Origin of the sequence: Tropicimonas isoalkanivorans (genome assembly GCF_900112335.1) — a bacterium.
Lineage (GTDB): Bacteria > Pseudomonadota > Alphaproteobacteria > Rhodobacterales > Rhodobacteraceae > Tropicimonas > Tropicimonas isoalkanivorans.
The window spans coordinates 33074-48310 of the sequence record NZ_FOLG01000017.1; the positions used below are offsets into that span (position 1 = coordinate 33074).

Genomic DNA, 15237 nt, shown 5'->3' on the forward strand with positions numbered 1-15237 from the left:
TCGTCGTGGAACGATCCGAGCTAGCCCACATCCATGATTGCAGAGGACGTTGCAGTCCCATTTCGATGGCTGCTTCGTGAAGCCTTACGTGCCGCATGCGGTAAGGTCGACCATCCGCGATGGGCCGTTCTCAGCGGCCGTCCGGCACCCATACCCCCGCCGCTTCTTCGTTGCCGACAACTTCATCAGGGCGTTGATCGCCCTGCCCTCGTCATCATGCTGCTCGATCAGTACCTGGCCTCGGCAGCCAATACGGCCCCATTCCCGCACTAGGCTCACCCCGCCGAAGAGATCCGGTTGAACGCTCATCCGATAGAACCGCCGCATGTTAAGCGACGGATCGATCCGCTTCAGATCGACCGTCGTCGGGAACACCTCCAATTGCTGCACCTCATCGAACATCTTGCGGTCACCTCGTGTGCGACAACAATATCAAGAGTTCTTTGATGTTTCCACTATGTTCTATCCCGAGAAAGGAAAGGGGGCTCACGCCCCCTTCTCGAACTTCATGACCGGGATGCCCAGCTTCCTGGCCTTGTCCGCGAGGTTCTCCTGGATACCCGTTCCGGGGAAGACAAGGACCCCGACCGGGAGCACATCCAGCATCGCGTCGTTGCGCTTGAAGGGCGCGGCCTTGGCGTGCTTGGTCCAGTCGGGCTTGAAGGCCACCTGCGTCACGCCCCGGGCTTCGGCCCATTTGGCGGCGATGAGCTCTGCGCCCTTCGGGCTGCCACCGTGCAGGAGGACCATGTCGGGATACTTGGTCCGGACCTGGTCGAGCTTGCCCCAGATCAGGCGGTGATCGTTGAAATCGGTCCCGCCGGTGAGGGCGACCTTGGGGCCTGTGGGAAGCATTACCTCGGTCTCGGCGCGGCGCTTGGCGGTTAGGAAGTCGCGGCTGTCGATCAGGGCGGCGGTCATGTGCTGGCGGTTCACCATCGAGCCGGTGCGGGGGCGCCAGGTCGATCCCGTGTGATGGACGAACTCGGTGGCGGCGTGATCGCGCATCATGTCCATGCAGTTGCGCCGTTCGACGAGTGTCAGGCCTTCAGCCGTCAGGCGCTCGAGTTCGACGGATTTCACCTCGGAGCCATCCTGCTCACGCTGGAGGCGGCGCTGCGCCTGTTCGTTCTCATCGAGAGACCGCTCGATCCGGGCCGTGGCGCGGTGGAAAAGGTTGACCTGGCCCCAGAGCACCTCTTCGAGGTCGGGCTCCATGCGGGTGTCTTCCAGGGTCGCGACGAGGGCATCGAAGATGTCCGCGACGGCGCCAGCGAGGCGCTGCCCGTCCGGCATCGGGCGCGGATCGGGCTCGTCCTCGAAGGGGCGATAGCCATAGAGCTGCAACTCGTCGAGCGCATGGGCGGTCTGGGATGCGGTGCGGGCGGGTTCATACGCATCGTCACGGGTGTGGATCGTCATCGGTTTCTTGCCTCCGGGCCTGTCTCGTCCGCGCGTCATCCCGCGCGGCCTTCATGGGCAGACCCGAGCCGTCGGGGCGGTTGCCCCTTCACCCCGGCTTCACCGGGGCCGGAACAGCGTGGAGGAGGTCGGCAGGGAAGCTATTTGTCTCGCGATGCAAAGGCGGCTTTGCCGCCGGCGGAAATAGGTTCCCTGCCGACCTTGCAGGGGCAACCGCTTTGACGGCCTGCCCATCTCTTGAAGGCCGCTCGGGTGACGGGTGGATGCGCAAAGGCCCGGGATGGGGTGAGGACGACGATCCAGAGCCACGACTGGGATGCAGCCCCCTGCCCCGCACTCCCAGCCCCCCTGCGCGATGTAGCTCAGCTGGGCAGGCGATGCCGATCCTCGGGCCCGATCTGACCTGCCAGATGCTGGCGCAGCGCGTCCTTGCCGTTCGCCCGAAGATCATCGTTGAAATCCCCGAGCCGCGGTTCCAGCACCCGCACACGCACCCCGACCTCGGAGGCTCTGGCGCTCAACCTCCCTGCCGCAAGTTGCCCAGCCGGATCGCGGTCGATGGCGATGTAGAGGCGCTGGAGCCCCTCCGGCAGCAGGACCGCCCCGAGGTGTCCCGACGAGAGCGCCGCCCAGACGGGCAGACCTGGGATTGCCTCGGACAGGGACAGCATGGTCTCGATGCCTTCGCCGACGACGAGGATGTCATCGTGCGGGGTGAGCCTGACAGCATTGCAGAGGAGGTGACCCATAGCCCGACGCTGTGGATTCACTGCCGCCTTCCCCTGTCCGTCAGGCGCCAGCCAGGTGCGATGCACGCCCTGCACGGCCCCTGCCCCATCGGTAACCGCCGCGATCATCGCCGGTCTGGGGATGCTCCGGGTCTGCCCCTCTTCCCGATGCCAGCACTTCGGGTGGAAGCGTAAGGCGCCGTTCGCCCCGAATTGGGTGATGCCTCGGGAACGGAGGTAGGTCTCAGCAAGCGTGCCTGTGATCGGCTTCGAGGCAGCAAACAAGCGCGCCGCTGCCGCGGGAGTGCCACCGGGCGCCTTGGCCTTCCTCAGCTCTTTCTTATCCGGGACGACCGGCTGCGGACGGCCAAGATGCGCTCGGGCCTCGGCGAGAAGGTCGGGGAAGCGCGTGATCCCCGTCCGGGCGCGGATGATGTCCAGGAGATCGCCATGCTCGCCTGTGGCCCCATCCGTAAACTTGCCCGCTGCCCCTGGTCCCGACGCAGGACCCGTCAACCGCACGAAGAGCGACCGGCCGGGGTTGTTCTGCAGATCGCCGACGATCCAGTAGGATCCTTCCCGCCGTCCGGCGGGAAGGTAGGCACGACAGACGCCTTCGGCATTTTCTGCCAGATCGCGCACGAGGTCTTCGGTCTCGGAATACATGGGTCAACAACCTCCGCGATCATGTAGCCTTGCGACAGGACAACGTGCAAGCAGACGATCCAGTATCGCGACGCCATCGGCGTCGGTCGGGCAAAACAGCCGAAGCTTCCAACTGATGATCTCCGAGAAGAAGCCATCGGCCTTGAGCCGATCCTTGGCTGCCTCCGAGAAGCCCGACAGTTCGATCCGGTTCGCGCCCATGACGCGCGAGCGGTGCAATTCCATCCCTTCGGACAGGCACACCACGGTCTTGCCCTCCAGAACGAGGGCATGGACCTGCGCGGCCGAGAGCTTGGGCGCATCGGCGGCCAGCGTGGTCGCGACCCAGGCAGGCGAGACGCGGCGGCCGATGATGCGCTGCCCGTCATCGGTCTGCAGGCGGTAGACGCGGGTTTCATCCTGGGGGAGCTGCTTCCAGATCGGCAGCAGCAGACCTCCCACGATGTGCAGCGTGGAGTCCGAAAACTCCGGCACCTCGGCCAGTTCCGCAGTCCACGCCGCTGTGAAGGCCGCGCGGTCGGCCTCGAGCCAGTGGGTGTCCTCCATGACCTTGGCCGGGACCGTGCTGGCATCAAGCGGGCGGATCAGGCGCCGGCGCGGCTCGATGGTCCCATCGTCCAGCATGTGACTGGTGGCGGAAACCTGCACGGCAGCCCGGCCCGAGCGGCTGTTGACCAGAAGCCGCGCCTGCGGGTCATCCAGCCATTCGAGCGCATCGGCCAGCGAAGTAGGCGTGTTGCGGCGCTTTTCCGCGATGGTCAGCAGCTGGGTTTCCGCGCCGGAGCCCGGATGGGTGTAGATGACCTGTGCGTCGGTCACCCGGAAGCTCTCGGCACGGAGTGTCTCGAGCCCGAGATCATAGACCCCAGCGGCGATGGCACCCTCGATCCGCTGGTCGAGGAGTTCTTCGAAACCCGCGAACAGGACGGCCTGCATGTCGATCGTCAGCGCCAGCAGGCGATTGAGGAAGGTCGTGATCGGCGGCAGGTCATCCTTCAGCCCGTTGTCATCGGTCAGGCTGAGCCCGGTCGCATCCTCGAAAGCCCCGAGCGAACATCCGGCCAGATCGCCGCGATAGATGCGGCGGTAAAGCTGGCGCAGGGCGTCGCGGGCGTAGGGCGACTCGAGGTTGTCTTCGGGGCGGAACAGCCCTTGCCCGCCGGTCTGGCGCTGACCCCGCGTGATGGCGCCAAGCGTGTCGAGGCGGCGCGCAATGGTCGACAGGAACCGCTTCTCCGCCTTCACGTCGGTGGCCACCGGCCGGAACAAGGGCGGCTGCGCCTGATTGGTGCGGTTGGTGCGCCCGAGACCCTGGATCGCGGCATCTGCCTTCCAGCCGGGCTCCAGGAGGTAGTGGACCCGCAGGCGCTGGTTCTTCGCCCCGAGATCGGCGTGATAGCTGCGCCCGGTGCCGCCGGCATCCGAGAAGATCAGGATACGCTTTTCGTCATCCATGAAGGCTTGGGTTTCCGCGAGGTTCGCGGCTCCAGCCCGGTTCTCCACCACGAGCCGTGCCGAATGCCCTTCGCCCTTGCGCACGATGCGGCGCGACCGGCCCGTGACCTCAGCGACCAGGTCGGTACCGAAGCGCTGGACGATCTGGTCGAGCGCTCCTGGCACCGGTGGCAGCGAGGCGAGCTTTTCGATCAGCGCATCGCGCCGGCGGACAGCATCCCGGCACTCGACCGGTTGACCGTCCCGCGTGACGGGGCGCGAGGAGAGATTGCCCTCGCTGTCGGTGAAGGGCTCGTAGAGCTGCACCGGGAAGGAATGAGCGAGGTAATCCAGGACGTACTCCCTGGGCGTGATGTCACAGCGGATGTCGTTCCATTCGTCGGTCGGGATCTCCGACAGGCGGCGTTCCATCAGCGCCTCACCCGTCGAGACGATCTGGATGACCGCCGCATGACCTGCCGCCAGATCGGCCTCGATCGCGCCGATCAGCGTGGGGGTCTTCATCGAGGTGAGCAAATGGCCGAAGAATCGCTGCTTGGCGGACTCGAAGGCCGAGCGAGCGGCGGACTTGGCCTGCCGGTTGAGCGTACCGCTCTCGCCAGAAATGTTCGCCGCCTCCAGTGCCGCGGTCAGGTTGTTGTGGATGATAGCGAAGGCCCCGGCATAGGCATCGTAGATGCCGCGCTGCTCCAGTGTCAGCACGTGCTCCAGCATCTCGTATTCGACACCATCATAGGACAGCGACCGGGCGGTGTAGAGACCGAGCGCCCGCAGGTCACGGGCCAGCACCTCCATCGCCGCGACGCCACCCGCCTCGATTGCCTCGACGAACTCGGAGCGCGTCGCGAATGGGAAATCCTCCCCGCCCCAGAGGCCGAGACGCTGCGCATAGGCGAGGTTGTGGACGGTGGTCGCACCCGTGGCCGAGACATAGACCACGCGGGCATTGGGCAGCCTGTGCTGCAGGCGCAGGCCCGCCCTGCCCTGCTGCGAGGCCATGGTATCGCCCCTCTCGCCTTTGCCACCGGCGGCATTCGCCATGGCATGGCTTTCATCGAAGAGGATCACCCCGTCGAAATCCGCCCCGAGCCAGTCGACAATCTGGTCGACGCGAGATTTCTTCCCGCCACGTTCTTCCGAGCGCAACGTCGCATAAGTGGTGAAGAGGATGCCCTCGGCGAGCGGGATGTCCCGGCCTTGCGCGAAACGCGACAGCGGCGTCACCAGAAGCCGCTCCTGACCGAGCGCTGACCAGTCGCGCTGCGCGTCCTCGAGGAGCTTGTCGCTTTTTGAGATCCAGAGCGCCTTGCGTCTTCCTCGAACCCAGTTGTCGAGCAGGATCCCGGCGGACTGGCGACCCTTTCCCGCGCCGGTGCCGTCACCGAGAAAGAAGCCGCGGCGGAAGCGGACAGCGTCACCGGCATCGTCCGGAGCAGCGGAGACCAAGTCGCCGGTCTCATCGACAGTCCACGATCCGGCGAGATGCGCGCCATGCGCCTCGCCCGCGTAGATCACTGTCTCGAGCTGCGCGTTGGAGAGAAGCCCGTCCCGCAGGACTGATGCGGGAAGCTTCGGGCGATAGCTGGGTTTCGGAGGAGCGACCGAGGCCATGGCCGCCGATTGCACGAGCTTGGTCGGGTGCGGTGCCGCGCCGGGGATGTCGATCGCCTGCAGGCGGAATGTCTCGTAGATCGCATCCGAAAGGCGAGTGGCGCCATCGTCACCACTCGCCTCACGCAGGGTATAGGCGAGGCCTTCGGCCTCGGCCGTGGTGACAGCGGGTGCGGCCATGGTTGCGGAGGATGCACGTGAACTCTTGAGCGCAGCGCGGGTGAGGCGCGCAGGACTTCCCGGGAAGGGGGAAGAGCGGCCATGGCCTGCCGGCGCGGCCCGATCCAGTTCGAGACGCGGCGGGACCTCGGACGCGATCCTGGACAGGAGATGCGCGGCATCGGGGGAGATCGGCTGGCGAAGATCGGCGGTTATGCCGCCACGCTCGCCGCCTCGGGACTTGTCAAAGACCGAAATCCGCGTCTCGAAGCTGGTGCCGTGCCTGGCGAAGGCAGCACCCGACACCGCGCCGGTGAACACCAGATGCGCGGTCTCTGTCATGCGCGCGAAACTCTCGGCCCAGGACGGCGCGTCGGGCGCGAAACTGGCGCCGGTGATTGCGACGAGCCGTCCGCCGGGGGCCAGGCGCGCAAGCGCCGAGCGCAGATGCCGGGCCGTCGCCGCGGTGCTGCGGCCATCGACATTGGCCACAGCCGAGAACGGCGGGTTCATCAGGATGACACTCGGGCGCAGGCCAGCGTCTAGGTGATCGTCAATCTGCGCGGCGTCAAAACGGGTGACCGGTCGGCCCGGAAACATCCGACGCAGAAGCTCGGCCCGGGTGTCGGCCAGTTCGTTCAGCGCGAGGCTGCCACCGGCGACCTCGGCCAGGATCGCCAGAAGCCCGGTCCCGGCCGACGGCTCGAGGACGAGATCACGACCGTCGATCCGTGCAGCAGCCAGAGCCGCGAGCCCCATTGGCAACGGGGTGCTGAACTGCTGAAAGCGCTCCATTTCTTCCGAGCGCCGGGTATGGGTCGGCAGGAGGTCAGCGACCTTGGTCAGGATGGGCAGCAGCGCAGCATGCGAACCGGCCCGGGCCAGCAGCGCGCGGCCGAATTTCCGCAAGAAGAGGACCAGTGCCACCTCGCCCGCCTCGTAGGCAAGCTTCCAGTCCCAGGCGCCTGTCGCATCGGAGCCGCCAAAGGCGCGCTCCATCTCCAGGCGCAAGCGCAGCGCGTCGATCTGGAAGCCTTGCGCCAGATCGGGCTGCAGCGCCTCGGCGACAGCGAGGATCGCGGTTGCAGGGTCCGGGGACATGTGGGGAAAAGCGGGCGCAAGCTCGGGCGCCTGCGCAACAGGGGAAAGTTGGGTCATCGGGACACTCCGGAATGAGGTTCAGGATCAGGCCCTGGCACCCTCTCTCGGGCACCCTCGGACCTGGCCTTTCCCATCCAATCTCTTCCTCTCGACCAGAGGAGATCTCGCCGCTTCGCTTGATTTTGTTCCCGTTATGTTCTATTTTGAGAGCCAAGTCAGAATGGGACTTTCCCGATGGACAGCATCACATATTCTCTGCCCGCGACGCCCAAACAGATCGCCTATGCGCGGTCGCTCGCACTCCGGAACCGGACCCCTTTACCTTGGGAGGTCCAGCAGAACCGTCGCGCCCTGAGCGCCTGGATCGACGCCCAGGCCAGGCGGGCGCCCACAGCCGGAGACAACCGGCCGACCTCCAGGCAGGTTGCCTTCGCCGAGCGTCTTGCCCGCATCAAACGGCGCGATGTGCCGGACGAATGTTTCCGCGACAAGGGGCTCATGTCGAAGTGGATCGACGGGAACAAGTAGGGAAGTGGATCAGGCAGCGGCCGTTTGAGCTTTCCGCAGCGGCGGTCCGGAAGGAACCATTGGTCGTCATCCGATCAGTTGGGCAGCGTAACGATGACCGGCGCACGGCGAGTCGCAACAACAGTGTGTTCGTATTGAACGGCCATGGCACGGGGATGGCTGTAAAGGGTCCATCCGTCTTCGCCCTCCGTAGCCATGAGACCGCCAGTGGACAGGAACGGTTCCACCGTCACCACCATCCCATTGTGCATTCGGCGTTTGTCGCTGCGTGTGGGCCAGGTGGCAATCTCCTCGGGATACTCATGCAGCGAACGGCCGACCCCATGGCTGGCAAGGTTGCGGATCAGAGTATAGCCGCGGGCCGAGGCGAACCGCCCGATGGCCCGCCCGATGCCGGCCAGCGGCTTGTCATGACCAACCTGCGCGATCCCGATCTGCATGGCACGCTTGCCATCCTTGCAGAGGCGGTCGAGAGACCCGCGCACCGGAAGAACCCGAAACGTCGCGCCTGTGTCGGCGAAGTACCCGGCCTTTGACGCGGACACGTCGATGTTCACGAGATCCCCTTTCTCGATCACCCTGGCACCGGGGATGCCATGGGCAATCTCCTCGTTCACGCTGATGCAGGTCGTGCCGGGAAAGTCGTAGATGGATTTCGGCGCCGACAGGGCGCCCTCGCGTTCCAGAAACTCGCGCCCGATCTCGTCCAGCTCTCGCGTTGTCATGCCGGGTTCGAGTGTCCGAAGCATCGCGCGCTGTGCGTCGGCGCCGCAGGCGTTGCGTCCGGACACCCGTAAGGCGGACAAAGCTCGGGAGAAGTCTGTCGCCCTGGCGGAACGCATCCAGTCGTTCAGGCGACTTCTCGGCGAGGGTCTGCAATCGTCCGACGACCGCGATGGATCGCGTAAAGCCCGGCGGCGACGATGATGACCGCTCCGAGGATCGTGGACCAGATTGGTAGGGTTCCAAACACCAGAAAACCGATTGGGATCGACCACACGATCTGCAGATACATGAAGGGCTGGATCGAACTGGCCTGCGTCAGCGACAAGGCGTGCATCACGCTGAAATGCGCCCCGATGCTGAACAGGCAGATGCCCGCCAGCAACAGCCAATCGATCTCCGACAGCAGCGGCGCCGTCTTGAGCCCCGGCCAGGTGGTCAGGGCAACACCGATCAGGCCGGCATAGAAGAACGAGGTCAGGGTGCTGTCGTGGCGGCTCACCATGCGGGTGAACAACTGGTAGACCGCGAAAGTGGTCGTCGCGGCGAGCGCCACGAGGCCGCCGATGCCCCAGATATTGCCCGATGGTTGCATGATGATCGCCAGCCCGAGCATTCCCGCCAGCATCGCCCCGATCCGGTGCCACCCCACATGCTCGCCAAGAAATGCCGCCGCAAGGGCCGTGACGATCAGCGGGCTGACCATGATGATCGTGGTGACCTCCGCAAGCCCGAGCATGCTGTAGGCGTAGACGATGAGCGCAATCTCTCCGACCAGCAGGCATCCGCGCGCGACCTGCATCATTGGCCGGGCAGTCGTCATCGCCGCCCGAAATCCCTGCCTGCTCAGCATCGCCCAGATGATGGCGACCGCCAGGTGGAACCAGTAGCGGCCCATCAGGATGAACCAGACCGAATGATCCGCCACCAACGCCTTTGACATGGCGTCCATCGAGGCAAAGAGGACGGTCGCAAGGATTGCGAAAGGAACGCCAAGATTTCGCGGCGCCTTGAACTCGTTCATGTCGTGGTCTTTCGGTGCTCGATGCACAGGCGCAGCCGTATCCCGCCTGCTGGAAGTGTCATGCCTTCTCAGGTGACTTGGTGCGCCTCATCGCATGTGTGAACGCCGCCCGCAATCCATTGCCGGCCGGCCTGATCAAGCCTCCCCAACAGGGTACAAAGCCCGCGTTAATGGCGCCCTGGCTATTCCAGGGCCTTCACCGCGCCTTCGATGTTCAATGGCAGCCATTCGGCATAATTCGCCCAGCCTTCGTAATCCGGCATGGATACCGTGGCGACGATCTCCTCCAGGCTCTTGCCGGCATCGAGTTCGGCCTTGACCTTCGACTTGAGCTCTTCGAGATAGGCCAGCGTCTCGGTCACGTCTTCCATCGTACCGTTGCCCGAATGCCCGGGCACGAGGATGTCGAAATCCAGCCCGGAAACGACCTGCACCTGCCCGATGATCCCGTCGATCGCGGAGGTCGAATCCCGGTATGGCAGCCGCTTGGGCGAGACGATGTCGACCACGAAGGCAACGTTCTCGGGGCGCACCACCATCACCACCATGTCGTCTCCGTGGCCCGCGCCGACATAGGTCAACTCGAACGTCTTGCCACCGTGTTCCAGCGACAGCTTGTCCGAGAAAAGGATGTCCGCCGGCGTCGTCGGCCCGAAATCCTGACCGACCGCCTTCTGATAATTCTCATGCGCAATGATCGTCGCGGTATCGCCAAGAACCTCGCCGCCCGAACCATGGTCCCCATGGCTGTGACTGGGCAGCATGTAGGTGACCTCCTTGCCGAACCGGTCGCGGATTTCGGTTTCCAGCCAGGTCGCCGCCTCGGCGTTTATCGGGTCGGTGACCACCGCACCCTCATCGGTCACGACCACCATCGAGACGTGGAAGTTATTATCGAACCGCCAGACGTCGCCGGTGACCTCGGTCAGGTTGCGGGTAACGTCGCCCGACTGGGCATGGGCGCCCCCTGCGGTAATTGCGGCGACGGCAAAAACACAAACGGAATGGCGCATGAAAACCTCCCTGATCCAGGCATGTGACCACCAGCCTACCCAGCCATTGGCGTCTCGTCACATCAAGTGGCCGTGCGTCACGACCCGGGAGCCAAATCGGTTGCGGATCATGTACGGCCAGATGCGCCCGCCAGCCGCTATCCCAGGACGATATCGAAGACGTAGCGCGGCGGCGGCCCGGGTTCGTTTCGGGCGATCAGGGCTGCCGGATTCCTCGCTCGTCGCAGGAGGCCGTCGCGCTCGTTGCCCGGTTCGCCGGGAAAATACATCTGCGTTGTCAGCGCCGCTCCATTTGCACCGCGCACCTTGACGTGAATATGGCGCGTGCGGCCGGGATAAATGCCGGGCAGGGTCGTTCGGAAACGATAGGCGCCCGAGCTGTCGGTCCTGACGGCGCCAAACCCCTGAAAGCCGGGCGGCGTATTTCGTCCCACGTGGGCATAGACACCGTTCACGTCGCAGTGCCAGATTTCTATTCTCCCACCAGGCAAGAGCTGACCCTTGGTGGTGAAAAGCCGGCCGACCATCTCAATGACCTCGCCAGGTGCCCTTTTGTTGTTGAATACGGTCAGATCGGCGTCGCTGTCAGAGGGGATGTTGCGCGGATAGAACGGCCCTTCGCTCTGCTTGGGCGTTGTAGTCAATGCACTCACCGGACCGGAGACGGTCGCGCCCAGCAAAAGCGCCGGGGCCCCGAGTGCTAGCCTGCGTCGTCCACGATCCACTCTGGTCCCGCTCATTCTCGCCTCTCCATTGACTGGCGAACCGTAGCATCGAATGGCCCAAACAGGGCGTCACACATGGAGAGAACGCGCGATTGTGAACCGTGCCCCATTCGGTTCCCCGGCATCCCCCCGAACCGTTCGACTGGATGTGGGTCGCCGTGGCGCGGTGCGGAGGGCCGAGTCCGGGCAGTTCGGAAGATAAACTTGCCCCCTGCAATGTGGATCTCTCCGGATGACGAGGCCTGCTGCCCAGATGTTCCCCGCACTGACATCCGCGGTATGCAGGCGGTTCGAGCCCATTGCATTCAGCCGTTCAAACAGCTGACGCAACCACGCAGTTCGAAGAGGCGATGGTGCGCTGGCGCGTCTTGTCCGGTGCTGCGGATCGGACGAACTGGTATTTTGTCGGCTCTGCGAACATCCGAGCGGAAGGCTCAGATGACCGTCCCCGTGCCCTTGGCGGACCGTACCTGGCTCGCTTGACGGCTGGTCCTCGACATCCTATTGCAGCGTCAGGATTGGGACATCCGTCAGCGCCGCCTCAGCGCCAGAGAAGATATTGGGGGCGAACGCTGGTCCTTTTGCGCTTCGCATACTCTGGCCATCACAATCTTGATGGTGGTCTCTATGACGAAAGCGCGTGTCTTCTTTCTGCTCCTGATTCTCGGAACGGCCTTCTGGGGCGTGTCGTTCTCGCTGGTGAAGGTGGGCGTGGGCGACGGGTCACCCTTCATCTTCCTCGCCTACAAGTTCGCGCTAGCGGCGCTGGTGCTGGCAATCGTCTTCGCCCGTCGCCTGCGCAGTCTGAGCCCGCGCGCCTTGGCTGCGGGCGTGCTGATCGGGCTGCCGCTGTTGCTCGGCAATGTCTTCCAGACCATCGGGCTGCAGCACACCAGCGTCACCAACTCGGCCTTCATCACCGGGCTCGACGTGCTCATCATCCCGCTGTTCAAGTGGGGCCTGTTCCGGCGCCCGGTGCAGGGGCGCGTCTGGATCTCGTGCGGCCTGGCGCTTCTGGGGCTCTACATGATCGTGGCGCAGAACGGGCTGAGATTGAACGTGGGCGATCTCTGGACCATGGCCTGCGCGGTGTTCTTCGCTGCCTATGTGCTGACTGTGGGGCATTTCGCCCACCGCTACGACCCGCTCCAGACCGTGATAGTCGCTCTTGCTTTCTGCGGGGCCGGCTGCGGCCTTGCGGGGGCTTTCGACGCCAGGGCGATCTGGATGCCGGTCGATATGTCCTTCTGGCGTGGGATCGTCTTTGCCGCCCTCTTCGCCACGGCCTTCATGTACGCGGTTCAGAGCTCGGCCCAGCGTTACATAGCCGAAGAGAAGGTGGCGCTGACATATCTTTGCGAGCCAGTCTTTGCTGCGCTGGCCGGTGTCCTGCTGCTTGGCGAGGCGTTGACGCTCCGCACGGTGATCGGCGCAGGGATGATCTTGTCGGCGATGGTTTTGCCCGAGATCGATCTTCGGGCGCTGCGCTCGAGCGGCACGCCACGCCAGAGGATCAAAGCCTGATCTGGCGAGGTCAGCTACGTAGGTCTTTCCAACGTTTGGATCGACAGAACCTTTTCCGGCCGGGTTCAAAAAGGGACCGGCGCCGAGGCGCCGGCCAGTCCAACAGGGAGGTGCGGAATGCTTTCCGCAGTAAAATGTTAACAGGTGACTATGACCAAAATTGGATCGATATCTGTTTGCCCTTTGCGGAACAGGGGCTCCAATCGGTGACATGAGTATTTTGATCGGACGAACTCTCAGTCGAGCAATTTACTTTCCAGCCTGGGCGGCGATACCGGTGTACCACCGACAACGCCGACGGCAGTGAACTGCAAATGCCCGACACTCGCATTCGACGTCTCTTCGCAAGCGCAGCACGACATAGATTAGCAAGTCTCTCCCCGTAGCTGCCGTCCGGGGTCGATGTGGCAAAGGACTGGAGAGAGAGCCCAGCCAAAACTCAGGCGAAACAGCGGCCGCGACACCTCCGTCACTCTATAGAACCGAATAGACAGTCCCTCGCGGCCTGCCAGCTGGTTTGATCGGGAGCGCAGATCAATCCGCCGCTAGTGTGGAAAGGTTTGTACTCCGATCCATCGAAGTGTGCGCTGAAGCCGCCGGCCTCTTGGTGCAGGAGCCATCCGGCGGCATGATCCCACGGCATCAGCTTGTTATAGACCAACAATTCGCAGTTTCCGCTCGCGGCAAGCCTGTATTCGTGTGTCGCGCAGCGCAGCCAGAAGTTCATTGCGAACTTCGAAAGGTTTCTCTGAACGACCGGACGTAACTCGGGTGGCAGGAAGTTCGTTCCGGCGACGATGTTCATCTGCTTGGGAGCGCAGGGGGACGAAACCCTATAACGCTGATCGGAAACACCAGACTGCCGGAGCCAGGAACCTGCGCCACGCAAGGCTGTTGCCGTTTCTCCGGTGATTGGGTCGTGTATGGCTGCGAAGATGATTTCTCCGTGAGACAGCCCTGCAACCATCGTACCGAAGAGTGGCAGACCCGACGTGAAGTTCTTCGTGCCATCGATCGGGTCGATGAGGAATGCAATTGGCGCATCCGCCATCTTCTTTATGGCCCCTGGATCGTTGCCGGTCCCTTCCTCGCCAACGATCAACGCGCCGGGAAACATAGCAGCTAATGCCTCGGTAATGCGGTCCTCGGCAGCTTGATCCGCTTCACTGAAAACATCGAAGGAAGAGGTCTTTTCGCGAACCGGGTTCGGAATCTGAGCACGGAACCTGGGCAGAAGCTCCTCTTCGCCTACACGGCGGAGAAGTTCGCAAAACCGATCAACATGAGACGGGCTGAACAAAGTCATGGGCTAGTGGTTTCCGATCATGGATGCAGGACGGCGTGGGACAACGTTCTTCATCACCAAGGTCGACGTTAGACGAAGGACGCTGGGCAAAGCGGACAGGCGTTCGTCATAAAGAGCCTGGAACTCGGCAAGGTCGCGAGTGAGAATATGGAGAATGTAATCGGGGTCGCCGAACAAGCGTTCCGCCTGGACGACCTGCGAGACGCCGCCAACGGCATTCTCAAAAGCCTCAACCATCTCCCGACTGCCCTCTCGCAGGGTCACAAAAACGATTGCCGCGAAATTCAGACCCACCTTCGTCGGGTCCACCTGGGCGCGGTAGGCGCTGATGACCCCTGCGTCTTCGAGTGCGCGCACGCGGCGGTGGCATGGCGAGAGACTCAATTCCACACGCTCCGCAAGCTCGGTGAGAGTAAGTCGACCATCCGACTGCAACTCGGAAAGGATTTTCCTATCAGTGGCATCCATTTGGAAAGATCTACCTCAGGCCCAGCCCTTCTGGCAATAAGTAGGAAGCACCTGCCAATGAGAATCTAGTACACTTCCCTCTCTGAAAGAGATAGCGCGACAGGTGAGGCATGGTCTTTGGTTTGATGTCGGCATTCTGGGCGGTGTCGGTGTTCTTCGTCATCACGCCGGGCGTGGACTGGGCCTATGCGATTTCCGCAGGCTTGGGAAAGCGGGCCGTTCTACCGGCTGTCTCAGGCCTTCTTCTGGGGCATCTGGCTGCGACTCTGCTGGTCGCCACGGGCGTGGGAGCGCTGATTGCCGGTGTCCCATTTGCGCTGCCGGCGACGACTGCCTTGGGGTCCGCCTACCTCTTGTGGTTGGGGGGCCAGTTGTTCTTGGCCCGTCCTGAGCCATTTTCCGGCACCACGCCGACCGAGGCAGACCGAGACTGGAAAGGATGGCTACTGAAAGGGTTTTGTGTTAGTGGTCTGAACCCAAAGGTTTTCCTGCTGTTTCTGACACTGCTCCCGCAGTTCACAACGGCTATGGCACCGTGGCCTGTCCCCGTGCAGATCGTGGCGCTTGGGGTTGTCCATCTTTTGAACTGTGCGGTGGTCTATTTTTCAGTCGGGTTCTTCTCCACGTCAGTCTTGCGTGCCCGCCCGGATGTTGCTCGCACCGTCAACCGCGTCTCCGGGGCGATCATTTCCGCGCTAGGCTTGATATTGCTGTGGGAGGCTATTTTTTGATCAAGTCGGCACCACAGACCGCTCCCTTTCGACCTTTGGCCTCATAAACGGAA

At 63.4% G+C, this 15237-nt stretch carries 13 protein-coding genes; 3 read left to right on the forward strand and 10 right to left on the reverse strand.

Translation table 11 applies throughout. The features are described from left to right. Nucleotides 1-84: 84 nt before the first annotated feature. From BM075_RS20620 to BM075_RS20635, 4 genes are all read right to left on the reverse strand, one after another. Nucleotides 85-402, reverse strand: coding sequence for a WGR domain-containing protein (locus BM075_RS20620; RefSeq protein WP_218152883.1), 318 nt, complete (start codon nt 400-402; stop codon nt 85-87). A gap of 84 nt (nt 403-486) precedes the next feature. Next, nucleotides 487-1422 (reverse strand): DUF2493 domain-containing protein, encoded by a 936-nt coding sequence (locus BM075_RS20625; RefSeq protein WP_093362599.1) that lies wholly within the window; start codon nt 1420-1422, stop codon nt 487-489. Nucleotides 1423-1784: 362 nt separating this feature from the next. Then, a complete protein-coding gene (locus BM075_RS20630; RefSeq protein WP_093362600.1) occupies nt 1785-2816 on the reverse strand; it encodes a DUF7146 domain-containing protein in 1032 nt (343 codons plus the stop codon). A 3-nt stretch (nt 2817-2819) separates the two neighbouring features. Beyond that, nucleotides 2820-7199 carry a strawberry notch family protein gene (locus BM075_RS20635; protein ID WP_093362601.1) on the reverse strand — a complete coding sequence of 1460 codons (4380 nt, stop codon included), beginning with the start codon at nt 7197-7199 and terminating at the stop codon, nt 2820-2822. 177 nt (nt 7200-7376) lie between these two features. Here BM075_RS20635 and BM075_RS20640 point away from each other — a divergent pair, with 177 nt between their 5' ends. Beyond that, on the forward strand, nt 7377-7670 hold the full coding sequence (locus BM075_RS20640; protein WP_093362602.1) for a hypothetical protein: 294 nt from the start codon (nt 7377-7379) through the stop codon (nt 7668-7670). 74 nt (nt 7671-7744) lie between these two features. Here the strand turns inward: BM075_RS20640 and map are convergent, their stop codons facing one another. From map to BM075_RS20660, 4 genes are all read right to left on the reverse strand, one after another. Next, entirely contained in the window at nt 7745-8512 is a 768-nt protein-coding gene (map, locus tag BM075_RS20645; RefSeq protein WP_093362603.1) for a type I methionyl aminopeptidase, read from the reverse strand. An 8-nt stretch (nt 8513-8520) separates the two neighbouring features. Continuing rightward, on the reverse strand, nt 8521-9417 hold the full coding sequence (locus BM075_RS20650) for a DMT family transporter (RefSeq protein ID WP_093362604.1): 897 nt from the start codon (nt 9415-9417) through the stop codon (nt 8521-8523). 182 nt (nt 9418-9599) lie between these two features. Then, nucleotides 9600-10430 carry an MBL fold metallo-hydrolase gene (locus BM075_RS20655; protein ID WP_093362605.1) on the reverse strand — a complete coding sequence of 277 codons (831 nt, stop codon included), beginning with the start codon at nt 10428-10430 and terminating at the stop codon, nt 9600-9602. A 137-nt stretch (nt 10431-10567) separates the two neighbouring features. Next, complete coding sequence (locus BM075_RS20660) at nt 10568-11110, reverse strand: dioxygenase family protein (protein ID WP_177208437.1); 543 nt, start codon at nt 11108-11110, stop codon at nt 10568-10570. Nucleotides 11111-11782: 672 nt separating this feature from the next. On the opposite strand from BM075_RS20660, the gene BM075_RS20665 reads away from it, so the two are divergent. Beyond that, nucleotides 11783-12679, forward strand: coding sequence for a DMT family transporter (locus BM075_RS20665; protein WP_093362607.1), 897 nt, complete (start codon nt 11783-11785; stop codon nt 12677-12679). Between the two features lie 469 nt (nt 12680-13148). Here BM075_RS20665 and BM075_RS20670 read toward each other — a convergent pair whose 3' ends face one another. Further along, nucleotides 13149-13985, reverse strand: a complete 837-nt coding sequence (locus tag BM075_RS20670; protein WP_093362608.1) for an inositol monophosphatase family protein — start codon at nt 13983-13985, stop codon at nt 13149-13151. Between the two features lie 3 nt (nt 13986-13988). Beyond that, on the reverse strand, nt 13989-14453 hold the full coding sequence (locus BM075_RS20675; RefSeq protein WP_093362609.1) for an Lrp/AsnC family transcriptional regulator: 465 nt from the start codon (nt 14451-14453) through the stop codon (nt 13989-13991). A 110-nt stretch (nt 14454-14563) separates the two neighbouring features. Between BM075_RS20675 and BM075_RS20680 the strand changes: the two genes are divergently transcribed. Further along, nucleotides 14564-15184 (forward strand): LysE family translocator, encoded by a 621-nt coding sequence (locus tag BM075_RS20680; protein WP_093362610.1) that lies wholly within the window; start codon nt 14564-14566, stop codon nt 15182-15184. Nucleotides 15185-15237: the final 53 nt, after the last annotated feature.